The organism is Arthrobacter sp. efr-133-R2A-63 (assembly GCF_030209795.1).
Lineage (GTDB): Bacteria > Actinomycetota > Actinomycetes > Actinomycetales > Micrococcaceae > Arthrobacter > Arthrobacter bambusae_A.
In genome coordinates this window covers 133,476-150,423 of record NZ_JARVRG010000009.1, presented here as the reverse complement: position 1 = coordinate 150,423, position 16,948 = coordinate 133,476, and the positions used below count along the sequence as shown (strand labels likewise).

Below are 16,948 nucleotides of genomic sequence, written 5' to 3'. Positions count from 1 at the left end.
CTCTCACAAGGTCCCATCGACCGAACCAGACTTGGAGGCTAACAGCCGATCCAGCATACAGCACATTTCGGCAGTTCGTTCTCTGTACGTATATTTGGATGCCAACGTCCGAGCGTTATCGCGCCAATTCCGTGAAACCGTGGAGGCTACCTTCACATACTCGACGAACTGTTCGTCAGTGTCTGCGATGAAAGCAGAGTCTCCGAACTTCTCTAACGCGGGAATTCTCGTAGACACGACCGGTATTCCGCATGCGAGGTATTCGAAGAACTTCATGGGAAACATTGACCTGGTGTAGGGGTTGATCGGTACCGGAAGCAGCGCGACATCGAAAGTCGAGATTATCCCCGGCAATTCACTATAGGGTTTCGGGCCAAGGAGCTTTACGTTCGTGAGATCCTTCAGCTCTGCGAGTGTTTCACCAGGCTGGCCTTCGCCGATCTGGCCAATAAGCACAACGTCCGCATCCGGATATTTTTCCGCGACGCGCCTCAGTAGTTGCAGGTCGACTTTGTATCTGCTGAGCGCTCCTACAAACCCAATCGTTCTTGGACTTGGACGCCTCGAAGACTCCGAATCATCACGCATCCGGTATTCCTTACCAAAGTGTTCAAAGTCGACCACATTTGTATGTTCAATGACGTTATCGGCGCCCATCCGACGCAGGCGGTCGGTAAGATCTGGAGCGGTCGAAAAAATGAGATCGGCTGTATGAACCAGTTCCGTTTCGTAACGATCGATGGCTTCGGCGGGCATCAAGGGCTGGGCGGCGATGTTGTCGACGCAGTGATATAAAACCGGGCGTGAATCGGCTGAGATCGCCGCGGTCGTGATGGGACTGTAGGTCCAGATTGCGTCCCACTTGCCCCAACTGACCTTCCAAAACCACATTTGAAGGCGCATTAGGATCCGGTTTAGGGCGACAATGCGTTTTCTAGACCAAAGCGGGATTACCAAAGGAGAAGCAACGTGGATGGACTGCGCCACCGACCGTGGGCGTCTCAAAAACCGTCTAAGTCTCCGAAACACTCTCGTAGCGTCCTGAACAGATTCTCGGCTGAAGGAACGTATGCCGAGGCTTTCAACATACAAAACTTCGTGACCGAGTGAAGCGAGCGCCGTAGTTACATGTTGCTTGTTCGTCCAGAAAGGATGGTCCCAGTCGGCTGTCGAGAGCACCAAAATTCGCATTAGGCCTGCTTCCCTTTCATCCATCCACGCAATGATGCAGTCTCGAATTGCCAGTCGTGCTGCAAAGCGTATTGAGCGATTTTTTTCTCCACGATGTGACGATCATTGAGGTTCTGGATCTTTCTAATAATCTCAGCCGCGACATCGTCTGATCCGTTGATGGCATCATCCGGCAGTCCTGGTCTGCGTTCCCGATTCAAGAAGGGTGGCCCGACAACGGCCCTCGCATGCCCTAGAGCTTCAGCCACTTTCAGCTGTCGGCCGGCCCCGCTACGTGCGGGAGCGAGGAACAAGGTCGAATTATTGAAGAGCTCAGTCAAATCATCAGCAAAACCAACTCCGGCGACGTTGTTCAGATGGCTAAATCTCTCCGCGATTTCGACGGAACCGTTCCCTGCCAAGACCAGCTTGGCCTCCGGCAGAGCCTCCAATACGGTGTGCCAGTCTGTGTCTAAGAAGTAAGTCATTCCCTCCCGATTCGGTCCATAGTCCCAATTAGCGATCGACATCACGACGGCATCGTCGGGCGAGAGCTGCCAAGGGCTCCCTGGTAGGGCATTTTCTACCAACACGGATTTACCGCCGAAGCTGTTGAGGACTTTCTCGTCCGTTGAAGAAATGGCAACGCACAGATCCATCCCTCGTGCAATCCTACGTTCCCATCGGCATGCTTTGAGAAACTCTACGAATGCCGATGCGCGATGCTTAAGAGTCCCTCGCTTCGAGATTGACAAGAAGCGGTCGCGTTCGATGTTTGCAAACTCCACGATTTGATACGCAGAGGTTTCAAGCTTTCTTGATCCAACAGCTGCAAGGTAAGAGTGACTCCAATAGATGAAGTCGGGCTGGAAACTGGCCACCAGAACCTGGAGGTCGTCGAACCGCGGAAGCGTAAAGACACCGAGCCATGGTAGCCAAGTCAGCCTTCTCAATGGACTCACGGGTGACCACTTCAGGTCGACCTGTTCCACTCCGCACGGAGCCGGGCCAGAACGAACTCCCGGTCGCCTGGCGTATGCGACTCGCACGTCGAACCCGTCGCCAGCCAATGTTTCGACTATCTTGCCTGTCCTGACCCTGCCCCCATGCGTTGAAGGCCAAAGCGGTTCAACGGTAACTACCAAGACCTTTTGCCTCATGTGACGATGTCACTCCTTTTCTTCGGCCGTGCAGGCCCACTCAACGCGAAACTGATGAGCTGACTTTGGTATATAGATCTGAGACTTCCAACGCGATTTTGGCCCAGCTATAGGCACTCAGATCCGGTGATGATCCGTCAGTCTCAACGGCAGCCTCCAGCGCTGAGGCAAGTCCCTCGGGTGTGAGCTCCTCGTATGTCATTACCCACTCAGGTCCGATTTCATGCGCGAGCTCGCGAATGGAACCCTTGTTCGCAGCGAATACAGGACGGTCCAAGGACAATGCAAGGAGGGCGCTTCCGCTATTCACTATTTTTCGATAAGGCAGAACGACCAAGTCAGCTGCGCATACAAATTCCTTGATCTTTTCATCGCTTAGCAATTTCAGACAGAGCGTGATTCTGGGGTCGCCTGCTGCAGCATCGCGGACGAGGCGTTCCTCGTCGTCAGTTGCCATTCCTGCGATTACGAGCTGAATGCCATCTGAGGATAACAATCGGAAAGCCTGAATCAGATCCGTAACACCCTTGTAGGCTCGCACCTTGCCGCAGAACACCACAGTTCGCTTGTCCGCGTCGAGTTTCAAAGCCGTCCTCGCAACACTCTTCGAAAAGGCTTCTCCATAAACATCTCTGTAGTGTCCATGGTTCGTGACGGTGTACGGTTTCCCCGCCAGATCCGCATAGTGCTCAACGACCAGTGCTCGCGACGACTCGCTTATATAATGCACACCCGCGACCTGACGATAGAAAATGGGCCAAAAGATTTCTTCTACCTTCCGATTGCCGGTTTCATGGCCCCGAAGGTTGTGAGCTGTCCATACTATTGGCGTGCGAGATAATCGGGCTTTCTGCAGCAGCACGAGCAAGGCAATTAAACGTGCCCAGGCGCTCAATCGGCTACGCTGGCTGAATTGACCATCCGGCCAATGCCAATGCCAGAGGTTTGCACGTCTCACCAGCGACTTCAGGGGCGAAAACTCACGAACCTCCCAGCCAAGGAACTGCATAGCGTCGCTTAGCAAAGTTTGGAATGGGTTATGGGCCGCGTTCGATCGAGCCGGCCAGCCCTCTACGGTTCCTTTGAATAACTTCACGGCGTCAACGCTTCTTACGGCTCAGAGCTTCTGAATAGATATCGTCATACTGACTCCAGATACTGTCCCACCCAAAGTCTTGCGCTAGAGCATTAGCCGAGTCTCCCAGCCGAAGCCTAAGGTCACGGTCATCGATGAGCTGAGTCAAGGACTTGGAAACGGCCGCGTGAGAGTCCGAGTTTGGCACAAGTAATGCGTCGGCACCGTCCGTGAAAACCTCAGATGCCATGGCGACGTCCGTGGTAATCATCGCCAACCCGGCAGCGGCGGCCTCTAAGATCGCCAAACTTGCCGCTTCATATTTGGTTGGGAAGACGAAGATGTCCGACGCTCGAAGAAGGTTTGGAACATCCTCTCGATGCCCTAGAAATGTAGTCATTCCTTGCACGCCCAATTCGTTAGCCAAGGCTCGATACTTCGTGGTATCAGCACCGCCAACGACTAGTAAATGACACGCATCCGACCCAACACTGGACAACGCTCTCAAAACCACGCCGAGTCGTTTCCTCTCAAATTCATAGCCTACAAAAATCAACACAACCTTCTCTTGAAGATCGACTCCGATTTCCCTCGACAGGCGCTGCTTAGCCTCAGGTCTTCCAGAGGGCTTAAATTTTTCCAAATCGACGCCGTTATATACAACATGGATCCTCTCTGGAGCGATGCCGTGTTCTCGAATGAGCTCCGACTTAATCGATCCTGAGACCGCCACAATCTTTGAGCCTGAGCGATACGCGAGATTGGACATCATGATGCCGGCAACATGCGGGGGGAATACGTGGCTCAAGAATCTTCTTGGGATATCGGCCGCAAGTCGTTGACCACCGATGTAGCCCTTAAAGCAGCTATGCGCGGTATATATGTCAGCGCCAATAAGCTGAGGGTCGTGCGCGTGGATAATGTCTGGTAATGAAGCCGTTACTCTAGGACGTGCCGCTGCGGCAAAACTTGGAATCTGAGCCCAAGCCGGTTTAGTGATCATCGGTACGGGCACCTTGTGGAGATTTGAATTCCAATCCAAATACTCATTTGCTGCAACGGACACCCGATACTTAGAAGAAGCTCGAGTGGCCAGTTGGGCCATTACATTTGAGACCCCACCTTGCTGGTTGTAGTAGCGACCAACAACGGTAACCGAATTCTTCATCTCAGCGGGTCCGGCTGTTGGACTAACCATTCGGCTCTCCATCCTTCGCACGATGAACCCCGTGAATATATTCTGACCATGCCTTCCCAAAGGCTTCAAGACTATTGTTATTTCGCACAAAACGGCTCGCCTTTGAAATTCCATGATCGTTCCTATCAGCTTCGCGCAAGGCAGTTGTGAAACGACCAGTATCATTAATTGGCGAAACCAGTGCGGAATATTCTGGAACGGCCTTTAGTAGGTCCGGGACCCATCCCGCATCGGTCGTGACCACGGGAGTACCCACCGATAACGCCTCCAGGAACGCCAGTGAACATGCCTCGTACTGGGTCGGCATCAAAACAACGTTAACCGCGGCGATGGCAATCGAGAGCTGTTCTGGTGAGAGCTTCCCCAACCAATGCATTCCCTCATACGGCCGCCCAGCCGCTAGGTATAGCGTGTATCCGTTTTCTCGGGCCGCGGTGATGGCAATATCTGGCCGTTTCCTCCATTCGGGGCGCCCAACAAAGAGGGCCGCTCGGCCGTCTTGCGGAATACCAAGCCGATCTCTCGCATCCTCTCGATCACTTTCACTAAAAACTTTGGTATCAATACCATTCTCAATAACGTGACTGCTCAGGCGGTACCATCTCTTGAGCTCACTAGCGCAACTGTTTGAAACAGAAACACGATTGGCGCCCAGTCCGTTCTTTATCTCTCGAAAAGCGGCCTCGATCATGAATTTCAAGCGCCACTGAACAGAGGCCTCCGCGTGACTTCGCATAATTTGAGGAACGTGGCATCCATGATAGACATGGATTTTGGGAAGTCTCGTAGTTACCGACACTAGTGCGTTCGTCAAGACTACATCGTACTCCGAGGGACGAAAGCTCGCTTCTGCGATTACGCTTCCATCAATCATGTAAGGCGAAATACTGTCTCTAAGCGTGTGGCAAAACCTCTCAACACCCTGAGAGTTATCAGATGGGTCAGGGCTCACGATCGCGAGTCGCACTCTACTTGGCATGCTGAACTTCCTCTTCTTTTGCTGGTTCGAGCACATCTGCTCGGTGTAGCAGCGTTTTCATATCAGCCCATGTGACAACCCTAAATAACATCACCAATCCCGCCGCAACGGTGCCACCCAGAATGATCGTCAAGACCAGACCGAATTGCCGGAGATAAATAGTCACCACTGCGGTTACGGCGGCAGCCCCAAGAACTCGCAAAACAGTCGCAGCAGGAATCGCCAGTCGGGTGGTGCGATACACCAGTGCAATCAGCAGCACCATCACCAGTGTTTCAGTGCCGACCGAGATCCAAGCCGCGCCCTTGGCGCCGAACTCTGGAATTAAGAGGAGTGACGCGGCAACACTTAGAAGAGCCACCGAGAAAACGAGCTGAGAATAAGCCTTGACCTGCCCATGCGCAGTAATCACGCCGGTCAGAAGCCACCCCATGCACACGGGAGGAAACGCGAGCATCAAGATACCCAGGAGACTTGCAGATTCCGAGTATTCCTTCCCGTAGAGGAGATCGATTATCGGTTCAGCAAGCAGACCTACAAACAGCGAGGCCATCACCGCTGATGTCAGCAATAACTTGAGCGCCAACCGCCAAACCGTTTCAGCCCGATCTCGTGTCCGCATTGCGAAACTTCTGGCCATCAGGGGCAGAAGCGTTGCGCTGAGGGTCGCCGGGATGGCCTGAAGGACATCAAGAAAGCGAAATGCTGCCGAGAAGCTCCCTGCTGACTCTGGGCCTCCGTCTGCGTACAAGATGATTCCAGTTAAGCGGTAATACGCAGTCACAGCCAAGGACCCAAGCCCTAAAGGAAGGGCCTGCTTAACCAACGGCCAAGCTTCCTTTGTTCCAGCTCTCCAATCAAACCTCAGACCGTTTCCGCACAGGGCCCAGGTTGTTGCTCCTTGGACAACTGCGCACAAAAGGAAGGCAAGTCCAAACTGCGCCAGACCGGCGCCGACAAGCGAGAGGATGGAAACCGCTGCGAGCCAAAGGAAGTTTTGGAGGACGAGCAGAGAATTCACGGCGGCGAAATGCAAGTTGGCTTGGCTGAGCGCCTGCATAGCGGTCAAAGACCCCAGTGGTAGTGTAGCGAGGACCAAAACCGCAGTAGAGATCCCTTCCGGAGTCCGAATGAGGAAGGTTGAAGTCGCGATTCCTAGAAGTGAGAGTAGGACGCCGACCAAGAATCTCGAAGTCAGAAGGCCGCTAACTATCTTGGCGCGGTTGTCTGGCTCGGCGGAGAGCCGCCGAATGGCGGTGTTCATGATGCCCAGGTCGCTGAGTATTATTGCCATCGCGTTAATTGAAAAGATTATGGATAGACTGCCGAAGTCGGAGACAGACAGTGACCTCGCTTGCAACGCTGCGACAAGCGCCCCACTAAACATTCCCGCAACACGAATTACGAGTTGCACGAGTGAACCCATGGTTACGTCCCGGCGCTTAGGCACGACGACTTCCTTTCATGGGCGTGACCCGGCGACCACTTCTCGAAGCCAACCGGTCGATCAAGACCGCTAGTAAAACGCTGGCCGATACCTCGGGTTGTACTTGAGACTCGACGACCGCTCACCGACCCTCCTGGCTGGTACCCCCGCTACAATCTCGCGGGGACGAACATCTTGCCGAACTAACGAAGCCGCGGCCACAACGGCCCCTTCGCCGATCCGGCTTCCCTGCAAAATCGTGGCTCGGGAAGCGATCCACGCAGAGTTGCCGATGTCAACCGGCAGGAACACTGCGTCAAAGCCATCAGAGTGGACGTCGTGGGACCCCGTGATGATCTGGACATCACTCGCAACAACCACCCGATCACCGACGGTTAGACCGCCTCTTGAGTCAAGAACACACCTAAACCCAATCGAGGTATCAGCTCCAATGCGCAACTTGTCGGCCCCGAAGATCTTGGTCCCCATGAAGATGGACGAGCCGAGCCCTATCGATGATCCTGCTGTCTCCATCCAATGCTGCCGCACGAAATGTGATGGAACGTAGGTGCCAACCCAATTGAAAGTGACTTCGGCAGCGTACCTAATCCGGCGCTGAATCGCCTTCTTAACGTTCACGGACGTGTCCTAAGAACGTGGAAGGGATCCGCCCGACCAGAGGCGCACCTTGCCTGTCCCGACGGCGTAGAGAGCACGGCGCAGCCCGCCGATCTTCCGTGGAATGCATGTGCCAGTTACCCCCGTTGCGACTCACCTGCGCTGGTCAAGTCCAGCTGACCGCTCAGGCTCAAATGCAGATGCCCGTCATCTTATCGGGTATTTTGGTTTCAAAGGACATGACCAAAACAGTGTCGTCATGTCCGAGTCGAAAAATGCATCCGAGTCCAAGATCGGCACATATGAGGCTAAGATTTGGGCGAAAGACACAGGGCCGTCGTTAGGATCGCTGCCTCGGGGAGGCAAGGGGCGACGGGCACTCTGAATACACACCGATGGGGGCTCGGAATGCAGGGAGTTTTGGTCCACGAGTGGATCGATGTCAACGGCGGATCGGAAAAAGTCCTGGATGCAATGGCCGAGGCGTTTCCAGACACCGATATCCACTGCCTCTGGAACGACGCCCCGCAACGTTTCCCTGTAAGAAGGGTCAATGAAACCTGGTTAAGCCGCACTCCACTCCGCAGGCATAAGGCTCTGGCACTTCCGCTAATGCTCTTCACCTGGCGACGGCTTCGGTCTCAATCCGAGTTGGACTGGATGCTCGTTAGTTCTCATCTGTTCGCCCACCATGCGTTCTTCCCGCGAAACGTCGGAAGCCCACGTAAGTTTGTCTATGTTCACACACCTGCGAGATATATCTGGGTTCCAGACCTTGACGCCCGGGGCCATCATCCTTTGGCTCGGATAATTTCACCCGTCCTCAAGGCGATCGACCGCCGGCGGGCCAATGACCGCGAAGTCGAGTTCGCAGCCAACAGCCACTTCGTAAAAGAGAGAATCGCTGCCGCTTGGGGTCGAGAGGCCCCCGTGATATACCCGCCCGTTGATGTGATGGATATACAGTCAGTTCCAGACTGGAGGACCAGTCTGACCCACGATGAGAGAGCTTTGGTAGATCGACTTCCAAAAGATTTTGTACTTGGCGCATCGAGGTTTATCCCGTATAAGAAACTGGATCTGGTCATAAAGGCAGCCGATCTGGCGGGAGTGCCAGCTGTCATTGCAGGTTTAGGACCATGTGAGGAAGAGCTAAGAGCCCTCGCCGCGAAGGCGCAAGTCCAGGTCGAGTTCGTTATTTCCCCGAGCACTAACCTTCTGTATGCGCTCTACCAAATGTCCTGCGCGTTCATATTTCCCCCGATCGAGGACTTTGGCATTATGCCAGTTGAAGCTATGGCGGCGGGCGCTCCAGTCATAGCCAACAGCCAGGGCGGCGCCGCCGAGACGGTCGTCCACGGGGTGACAGGCTTGCTCTTGTCGAGATTGACCCCAGAATCAATCGCCGAGGCCATCGGTCAAATCCACGAGATCGACCGAGAGGCAGTCCGTTCGCGCGCTCGGGCTTTCTCTAGGGAGCGGTTTCTCGAGGAGATCCGCGCTTGGGTCGACGGTCAAGCAGGCTGACGTCTTTGCGAAACAAGGCAGAGCGCCAACAGTTAAGGCCAATAATCGCGAGAGGTCAGAGGTGAACGCATGACGTTATGCATTCGTCCAGGATCGCTAACACGACCTAAGGATGCCGAGGGAGGACACTCTTGATTCGGCAGACTCGACTTGGGGAAGCCCGAGTTATGAAGAGAATTGCGACGTGGCGATCGAAGTACGCAAGGCGCCTCAGGCTCGCAGACGGATTTGTGGTCCTTTGGGCTGTTGCAGGGGCCTTTGGCATACGGTTCGGATTCACAGACTTTGGCGCCGGCCAAACACACGACATAGACTATTTTTCCTTGGCAATAGCGCTGGCTGTTGCTTGGTGGCTCGTACTCGAGTTTTGGGGATCCAGAGAATCCAAGGTCCTCGGCTCCGGAACGGAAGAGTACAAGCGAGTCTTGGCAGGTTCGGCGTGGCTTTTCGGATTCGTGGCCGTCGTTTCCTACGCTTTGCGAATTGATATCGCCCGCGGATTTGTGGGATTGGCCTTCCCAGCCGGTGTCGTTGGGCTTCTCGCGGCGCGATGGCTCGTCCGGCAGCACCTCAGCCTCGAACGGAGACTTGGCAGAAGCAGTTCACGAGTCCTTATCATCGGGGACCGTCACTCGGCCGCTCACCTCGTTCGCTCACTTCAGAGCGTGCCCGAAGCGGGTTATGTTCCAGTCGCCGCCCACCTGCCTGGGGCCCCAGCCGACCGAAACATGTTCTCCGACGTATCCGTGCCCGTGACCGGGGTGGACACGGAGTTTGAGCGTATCCTCGCCGTCATTCTCGAATCGGAAGTCGATTCGGTCGCGCTATCGGCCGGTGTGAACATGCATCCGCGAGACCTTCGCAAGCTTGGTTGGGAATTGGCTGCGCGAGACATCGGAATGATTTTGGCTCCTGCACTCACCGACATTGCAGGTCCAAGAATTCATACTCAACCCGTGGCCGGTCTTCCCTTGATACACGTATCGACACCAAAGCTTACTGGTGGCAAGAAGGTGGCCAAACGGACTTTTGACCTTGCCATTGCGGGGCTGATGATATCCGCACTTTCCCCGATTTTTTTACTCTTGGCGTTGTTGATTTGGCTGGCTGATAGGGGTCCAGTGTTCTACCGTCAGGAAAGAATCGGTCTCGGGGGTACGACATTCCGCATGGTGAAATTCCGTTCTATGAAGATTGATGCGGACCTCGAACTTACTGCCCTTCTGTCAGCCCAGGGTTCGGGCCACACTCCACTTTTCAAGGTTCAGGAGGATCCCCGGATCACTCCTCTTGGACGGATTCTTCGCAAATATTCACTGGATGAGTTGCCACAACTTTTTAACGTGCTTGGGGGCAGCATGAGCCTGGTAGGTCCGAGACCTCAGCGAGAAGGCGAGGTGGCCCTTTACGATGACGCCGCACACCGCCGGCTCTATGTGAGTCCCGGTATGAGCGGCCTGTGGCAGGTGAGCGGCCGTTCGAACCTCAGTTGGGAAGAGAGCATCAGACTCGACCTCTACTATGTGGAAAACTGGTCGCTGATGGGTGACCTGATAATCCTATTTAGGACTTTTAAAGCAGTATTTAGAAGCACCGGAGCGGTCTGATCTGGATCCGATCCGGCCCGCGGCGCAGTGCCGTCATTCTGGTTATGTGGAAGGCAACATAATGCGTATTTCAGTCATCGGATGCGGCTATCTCGGCGCCGTACACGCGGCTTGCATGGCCAAACTCGGTCACGACGTGGTTGGCATCGACGTGGACGAGCAGAAGATCAGTAAGCTTTCCACTGCCAAAGCCCCGTTCTTTGAACCCGGGTTGGATGCCCTCCTCCGGGACGTTCAGGACACTGGGAGGCTGTCGTTCACCACAGATATGTCCGCGGCCGCCGGTAGCGCCGTCCACTTCATCTGCGTGGGAACACCCCAGAAGAAAGGAGAGAACGGCGCCGACATGCGCTATGTGGATGCCGCCGTGGAAGCGCTCCTCCCTCACGTGGGACCAGACGCCATCGTGGTTGGAAAGTCCACAGTCCCTGTGGGAACCGCTTCCCGTTTAGCTGACATCCTCTCCGAAAGTGAGCCTGGGGCCCATCTCGTGTGGAACCCTGAATTCCTGCGCGAAGGTCATGCCGTCCAAGACACCCTCTCACCTGACCGTTTGATCTACGGCGTCACTGACGGCTCGGAAGATCACGCTGCTGTTTCTATTCTGGACGATGTTTACGCCGTTCCGCTCTCCGCGGGAACCCCTCGATTGGTGACCGATCACCCGACGGCCGAACTCGTCAAGGCGGCCGCAAACTCGTTTCTGGCCACCAAGATCTCCTTTATCAACGCGATGGCTGAAGTCTGCGAAGCGACGGGCGCAGACGTCACCAGGCTGGCCGACGCAATCGGCTTGGACGACAGAATCGGACGCAAATTCCTTAACGCGGGCATCGGATTTGGAGGAGGATGCCTCCCGAAGGATATCCGTGCCTTTATGGCAAGGGCCGGTGAACTCGGAGCCGATCAAGCCCTGACGTTCCTGAGGGAAGTGGATTCCATCAACATGCGCCGACGCACTCGAATGGTGGAGCTGACACGGGATCTCTGCGGAGGAAGCCTTCTGGGGCAGCGCATCACAGTGCTCGGTGCCGCATTCAAACCCGAGAGCGATGACGTCCGCGACTCTCCGGCCCTTAACATCGCAGCACAGCTCCAACTCCAAGGCGCCGTTGTTACCGTCACCGACCCTAAAGCGTTGGAGAACGCCGCGAAAAGATTCCCCGAGCTCCAGTATGAGCCGGATCTAGATAGAGCGATTATGGGAGCCGATGTGCTGCTCCTGCTCACCGAATGGTCGCTGTACAAGGAACTTGATCCTTACGAGGTCGGCAGCGGCGTCATCGGATTGAAAATCCTTGACGGTCGAAACGTATTAGACCCAGCCAAGTGGCGCACAGCAGGCTGGCAATATCGTGGACTTGGAAGGCCCTAGCATGGCCAACACTCGACAATCCGAGACCGTTCAAGTCGAACCCGAACGCCGCCGGAAAAGAGCGAAATCGCTGCCCAACCAGCGCCGCCGTCGGCTTTGGACAGTTGGAATCTGCATCGGTGCCCTTTTCGTGATCGGCGTAACCGCCGTATTGTGGCTTAGCGAGAAGGCGACAACAATTATGTCAGAACTTGAGGCCTCCGCCCAGCTGGTGCCAAAACTGAAAGAGAGCATTCTTCAAAACCGTCCCGAGGATGCTTCCTCCGCAGCCGTCGAGTTAGGACGGCATACAGCGGCTGCCCGCGATGCCGCTGGCGACCCCCTCTGGTCTCTTGCGTCGGCCATGCCGTGGATCGGCTCGAACTTCTCGGCAACTGCTGAAATCGCCCGCTCGGCCGACGACGTCGCATCGCTTGGCGTCACACCCCTCGTGAAGGTCTACGACTCGGTCAACTGGGACAAACTGATCCCGAACGGAACCGGAACCGACCTTGGGCCTATTCGAAAAGCCGCCCCCACAGTTGCCTCCGCCGCAAATGCCGTGCGTGTCTCCGCCCATCGGCTTGACGGAATAGACACGTCGGGTCTCCTCCCCCAAATAGTCGGACCACTGACGACGGCAAGGCAACAGCTCGGGTCCGCTGCAGAAGAGTTGGACTCAGCTGCCGATGCCGCAGGCCTCGCTCCCGCGATGCTTGGAGCTGAAAAACCGCGACACTATTTGCTCCTCGTGCAAAACAACGCCGAAGCCCGCGCTTCCGGAGGGATTTCTGGCGCGTTGGTGGTAGTCACGGCGGACAAAGGCAAGATCAGCCTCTCCGGTGAGAGCAACGGGGGTGCACTGGGCACATTCGATCCCCCGATACCGGTAGACGACGAGCAGGAGCGCATCTACAGTTCCCGCATGGGCATGTTCATGCAGGATGTCAATTTCACCCCTGACTTTCCCACTGCAGCTTCTACAGCTCTCAAAATGTGGGAGAAGAAAAAGGGAGCACGCCTGGACGGCGTCATTTCAATCGATCCGGTTGCTCTCGGCTACATTTTGGACGCCACAGGTCCGGTCAATCTTCAAGACCCCGAACTCTTAGCACTGACTAGGGGGAAACTTCCAAGCCAGCTGTCGGGTAAGAACGTGGTGAAGACCCTGCTGTCGGATGTCTACGCCCAGATCAAGGAACCAAACGTGCAGGACGCTTACTTTGGGGCTGTGGCCAAGGACGTCTTCGGTGCTCTCTCCTCCGGTAAGGGCGAGGCGAAGAGCCTCCTCGCCGGAGTCGGGAAAGGCGTAGAAGAACACAGGATCTTGCTCTGGTCAGCGGACGCGGCCGAACAGTCCGTTCTCGGGAAGTACCCACTTAGCGGCTCCATTTCCGGCCCCAGCGTGCCGGCGGCCCAATTCGGCGCATACTTCAATGACGGCACTGGTGCAAAAATGGACTACTACGTGAAACGCACTGTTCAGCTCGTCCAGCAATGCACTGCCGCCGACGGCTATGGAACCGTCAAACTGCGGATCACCAGCACCAATACCGCACCGGCCGATGCGGCCACATCGTTGCCGGCATACGTAACTGGAGGTGGAAACTTTGGTGTGCCGGCCGGTACCGCCCAAAGCAACGTCATCGCGTACGGGCCCGCCCAGTCCCAGGTGGTAATGGCTACCCAAGATGGGAACAAAGTCCCCTTCGGCGCACAGCAACACGACAATAGGCCCGTTGCAACCCTTTCAGTGCGGCTGGCACCAGGGCAAAGCAGCACCGTGGAATTCACCTTCGGAAAGATCGTGCAGCACAAACAACCCGAAGTGGTCGTGACACCAACCGTCGAATCCGTTGACAAGGTGGTTCTCCCCACCAAATCGGAAACATGCGGCGCCGCAGGATAGACGGCACGTTAACCCTTTGTAACGACTTTGGATTAACTTTGCGGTAAGTACCCTTAGGATGGTAGCTTCTCTCTTGGGTAGGTCTCAGATTTCAGTTCACGTGTTCGTGGTGGATGAAATCACGTCAACACCAATGAATTGCGCATCAGGTCTCAAGCACGTACCAAGGTCTCAGGGGGACAAAAATTGAAGAAATCACTTGCAGCGATCGCGCTTGCGGGCAGCATCGCACTTTCCGCTTCGGCTCCAGCAATGGCCGTTGATTACCCGGCGCCAGCACCGGGCACCGTCTCAGGTTCCATCGTTACGCCCGGCGCAACCATCACCTTCTCCGGCACCGGCTTCAAGCCCGGCGAAACCATCCGAATCACCATCGTCATCACAGCACCCGGCGGGCCGCAAGGTGCAGCAGCACCCGGCGCAGGCGCGGCAGTCATGGCAGTTGGCAGCTCGCTTTCGCTCGCTCCGACCGAAGTAAATACGACTGCCGACGCCAACGGCGCTTTCGCTGTGCCGGTCACGCTCACCGAAGCAGGTACCTACCAGCTGACCGCAGTGGGCGCACAATCCGGGCACACCGTCACGGCGACCGTCGTTGCGGCCGCACCGGCCGCTCTGGCAAACACGGGTGGAGCAGCACTGGCAAACACCGGTGGCGTCGGCCTGGCCAACACCGGCGTCGACTCCAGCCTGATTCTTTGGGGCTTGGTCGGCGCTGGCGCACTCGTCGCCGGCACGGCCTCCGTAGTGGTGGTTCGCCGCCGCGCAAAGAACGAACCCGTAGCAGCAGCCTAGACGCTAAACAAAAGGAGGGGTTGTTTCCGGTGATCCGGAAACAACCCCTCCTTGTTTGCGCCTACGGTAACTTATGAACATGGGGAGACATTGGCGACGCCGCAAGAGGCTGAGCTTCAGAGTGGAGTTGCCTACGATTCCACGTATTCCGGCCATTCCGGGTGAGGCTTGGCCCGTCATTTTTCTGATCCTGCTGGCCATGGTTTCCATCGGCGTCGCTGCTTTCGCACTGATGCGGCATTCCTGATCACGACTCCCGTGTTAACTTGTAAAACACAGGTGCCACGCACGCCTGCCAGCTAGTGAAAGAGCTATACCTTTGGAATCGCCCCAACCCATTCGGATCTTGACCGTCTGCACCGGAAACATCTGCCGCTCCCCCGTGGCCGAACGACTGCTTCAGGCAGGCCTGGACCAGGTCCTCCCCGGCGGCTTCGAAGTCCGCAGCGCCGGTACCCGCGCCATGGTCGGCAGCCCGATCCAACCGCTGTCCGCAGACATCATCCGAACCTACGGCGGCACTCCCGAGGATTTCGCGGCCCGCCAGCTCACCTCGAAAATCCTTCGGGAATCGGACCTGGTACTCACTATGGCGTCCCACCATCGCGGTGAAGTGCTGCAGCTGGACGCCTCCCTGCTCAAACGGACGTTCACCATCAGGGAGTTCGCACGGATGGTGACGGCCCTTGAAGAACGAGGCGACGCGCCGCCGTCGGACTCTGACTACACCCAACTATGGCGGGAACTGCCGGCACGGGCATCCTCCGTGCGCCACCTCGTCCTGGCGGCAACATCCTCGGACAACGACGTCGCCGACCCCTACAAGCAGGGCGCCGAGGCGTACCTGCGGATGGAAGACGAGCTGGCTCCGGCCATCCTCAGGATTCTCCGCTACGCCCGGCTAAGCATGCAGCATTCCTAGCCGAGGAACGCCTTCATCCAGGTTTTGAGGTCTTCGCCGAATTCGGCCCGCTCGGACGCCATGGTGATGACGGCCTTCAAGTAGCTGAGCTTGTCTCCGGTGTCGTAGCGGCGTCCGCGGAAGACGACCCCGTAAACGCCCGCGCCTTCGCCGTCGCCCTTTGCGAGGGTCTGCAGGGCATCGGTCAGCTGGATCTCGCCGCCGCGCCCTGGCCCGGTCTCTTCGAGGACATCGAACACAGCCGGGTGCAGGACATAGCGTCCTATGACAGCCAAGTTTGATGGCGCCTCCTCAACGGAAGGCTTCTCCACAAGGCTGTTGACCCGGACGTAATCCTCCCCCGTGATGGGTGTAACGTCCGCGCAGCCATATGCGCTGATCTGCGACGGATCCACTTCGATGAGAGCAATCACCGAGCCGCCGGTCTTCGCGTGGACGTCAATCATGGTTGACAAGAGCTGATCGTTCTCGTCAATCAGGTCGTCCCCCAAAAGCACGGCAAATGGTTCATCCCCGACGTGCTGCTTGGCGCACAGCACGGCATGCCCCAAGCCCTTCGGTTCGCCCTGCCGAACATAGTGGATGGGCCCGAGCCCGGAGGCATGCTGCACGGCGTCCAAACGGGCTTCGTCGCCCTTTAGCTCCAACGTGCGCTCAAGATCTGGTGCCCGGTCAAAATGGTCTTCAAGTGCGCGCTTGTTACGACCGGTAATCATCAACAAGTCAGTGAGGCCCGCCTCCACGGCCTCCTCGACCACATATTGGATGGCCGGTCTATCCACCACCGGCAACATCTCCTTTGGCATCGCCTTGGTGGCAGGCAAGAACCGCGTGCCCAAACCGGCGGCCGGAATAACTGCTTTACGAACTGATCTCCCCATAGACATAGGCAAATCCTACGAATGGATTATCGAAAGTGCGAATCCCGGAGGCAAGATTCCGGCGCGTCCGGTCGGGAAGTCCTTAGCTCCGGGCGCAAAGCGTGGCCGTCGACAGGTGGTCCGGAGCTTGGTTTGCTGTCCGGCGCCTCCTGCACCAGGCGACCTGGGCTAGCCGACCGAAGTTTGCCGCGGGCCGTCCAGCCCGGACCACTGTCGGCTCGCTCCAGCCCATGGATGGGTGTGGATCTCGGTGGCAGATGTTCGGGCGCTGACTGCATTCGGGAGGTCGGTAACCACCGAATGAGGTCCCATGGATCCCATGCCAGA

13 protein-coding genes are annotated in these 16,948 nt (G+C 56.6%); 6 read left to right on the top strand and 7 right to left on the bottom strand.

Annotated features, from left to right (window positions below):
* Positions 1–3 precede the first annotated feature (3 nt).
* From QRN45_RS04885 to QRN45_RS04860, 6 genes are all read right to left on the bottom strand, one after another.
* Positions 4–903 (bottom strand): glycosyltransferase, encoded by a 900-nt coding sequence (locus QRN45_RS04885; protein ID WP_284762542.1) that lies wholly within the window; start codon positions 901–903, stop codon positions 4–6.
* Positions 904–1,190: 287 nt separating this feature from the next.
* The gene (locus QRN45_RS04880; protein WP_350309753.1) at positions 1,191–2,051 is read right to left on the bottom strand and encodes a glycosyltransferase family 4 protein; all 861 of its coding nucleotides are present in this window, start codon (positions 2,049–2,051) and stop codon (positions 1,191–1,193) included.
* 319 nt (positions 2,052–2,370) lie between these two features.
* Complete coding sequence (locus QRN45_RS04875; protein WP_241706819.1) at positions 2,371–3,426, bottom strand: glycosyltransferase family 4 protein; 1,056 nt, start codon at positions 3,424–3,426, stop codon at positions 2,371–2,373.
* 4 nt (positions 3,427–3,430) lie between these two features.
* Positions 3,431–4,603 carry a glycosyltransferase family 4 protein gene (locus tag QRN45_RS04870; RefSeq protein WP_241706818.1) on the bottom strand — a complete coding sequence of 391 codons (1,173 nt, stop codon included), beginning with the start codon at positions 4,601–4,603 and terminating at the stop codon, positions 3,431–3,433.
* The gene (locus QRN45_RS04865; protein ID WP_241707147.1) at positions 4,596–5,294 is read right to left on the bottom strand and encodes a glycosyltransferase family 4 protein; all 699 of its coding nucleotides are present in this window, start codon (positions 5,292–5,294) and stop codon (positions 4,596–4,598) included. The genes QRN45_RS04870 and QRN45_RS04865 overlap by 8 nt, the downstream gene beginning before the upstream one ends.
* A gap of 277 nt (positions 5,295–5,571) precedes the next feature.
* Positions 5,572–7,008, bottom strand: coding sequence for an oligosaccharide flippase family protein (locus tag QRN45_RS04860; RefSeq protein WP_274619630.1), 1,437 nt, complete (start codon positions 7,006–7,008; stop codon positions 5,572–5,574).
* A gap of 1,026 nt (positions 7,009–8,034) precedes the next feature.
* On the opposite strand from QRN45_RS04860, the gene QRN45_RS04855 reads away from it, so the two are divergent.
* The 6 genes from QRN45_RS04855 to QRN45_RS04830 all read left to right on the top strand — a co-directional run bounded on the left by QRN45_RS04855 (position 8,035) and on the right by QRN45_RS04830 (position 15,740).
* Entirely contained in the window at positions 8,035–9,153 is a 1,119-nt protein-coding gene (locus tag QRN45_RS04855) for a glycosyltransferase (protein WP_241706816.1), read from the top strand.
* A gap of 167 nt (positions 9,154–9,320) precedes the next feature.
* On the top strand, positions 9,321–10,760 hold the full coding sequence (locus tag QRN45_RS04850; RefSeq protein ID WP_284762541.1) for a sugar transferase: 1,440 nt from the start codon (positions 9,321–9,323) through the stop codon (positions 10,758–10,760).
* A 61-nt stretch (positions 10,761–10,821) separates the two neighbouring features.
* Positions 10,822–12,135, top strand: a complete 1,314-nt coding sequence (locus QRN45_RS04845) for a UDP-glucose dehydrogenase family protein (protein WP_241706811.1) — start codon at positions 10,822–10,824, stop codon at positions 12,133–12,135.
* Positions 12,136–12,316: 181 nt separating this feature from the next.
* Positions 12,317–14,023 (top strand): DUF4012 domain-containing protein, encoded by a 1,707-nt coding sequence (locus QRN45_RS04840; RefSeq protein ID WP_284762540.1) that lies wholly within the window; start codon positions 12,317–12,319, stop codon positions 14,021–14,023.
* Positions 14,024–14,209: 186 nt separating this feature from the next.
* Positions 14,210–14,818 carry an LPXTG cell wall anchor domain-containing protein gene (locus tag QRN45_RS04835; protein WP_241706807.1) on the top strand — a complete coding sequence of 203 codons (609 nt, stop codon included), beginning with the start codon at positions 14,210–14,212 and terminating at the stop codon, positions 14,816–14,818.
* A 319-nt stretch (positions 14,819–15,137) separates the two neighbouring features.
* Entirely contained in the window at positions 15,138–15,740 is a 603-nt protein-coding gene (locus QRN45_RS04830) for an arsenate reductase/protein-tyrosine-phosphatase family protein (protein WP_241706805.1), read from the top strand.
* Here QRN45_RS04830 and galU read toward each other — a convergent pair.
* Entirely contained in the window at positions 15,737–16,627 is an 891-nt protein-coding gene (gene galU, locus QRN45_RS04825; protein WP_241706803.1) for a UTP--glucose-1-phosphate uridylyltransferase GalU, read from the bottom strand. The two genes, QRN45_RS04830 and galU, sit on opposite strands and share 4 nt — an antisense overlap.
* Positions 16,628–16,948 lie beyond the last annotated feature (321 nt).

Coding starts and splice junctions, on each gene's coding strand:
- QRN45_RS04885 (WP_284762542.1), bottom strand. CDS start 903: ATGCGCCTTCAAATGTGGTTTTGGAAGGTCAGTTGGGGCAAGTGGGAC.
- QRN45_RS04870 (WP_241706818.1), bottom strand. CDS start 4,603: ATGGTTAGTCCAACAGCCGGACCCGCTGAGATGAAGAATTCGGTTACC.
- QRN45_RS04865 (WP_241707147.1), bottom strand. CDS start 5,294: ATGATCGAGGCCGCTTTTCGAGAGATAAAGAACGGACTGGGCGCCAAT.
- QRN45_RS04860 (WP_274619630.1), bottom strand. CDS start 7,008: ATGGGTTCACTCGTGCAACTCGTAATTCGTGTTGCGGGAATGTTTAGT.
- QRN45_RS04855 (WP_241706816.1), top strand. CDS start 8,035: ATGCAGGGAGTTTTGGTCCACGAGTGGATCGATGTCAACGGCGGATCG.
- QRN45_RS04850 (WP_284762541.1), top strand. CDS start 9,321: ATGAAGAGAATTGCGACGTGGCGATCGAAGTACGCAAGGCGCCTCAGG.
- QRN45_RS04845 (WP_241706811.1), top strand. CDS start 10,822: ATGCGTATTTCAGTCATCGGATGCGGCTATCTCGGCGCCGTACACGCG.
- QRN45_RS04840 (WP_284762540.1), top strand. CDS start 12,317: ATGTCAGAACTTGAGGCCTCCGCCCAGCTGGTGCCAAAACTGAAAGAG.
- galU (WP_241706803.1), bottom strand. CDS start 16,627: ATGTCTATGGGGAGATCAGTTCGTAAAGCAGTTATTCCGGCCGCCGGT.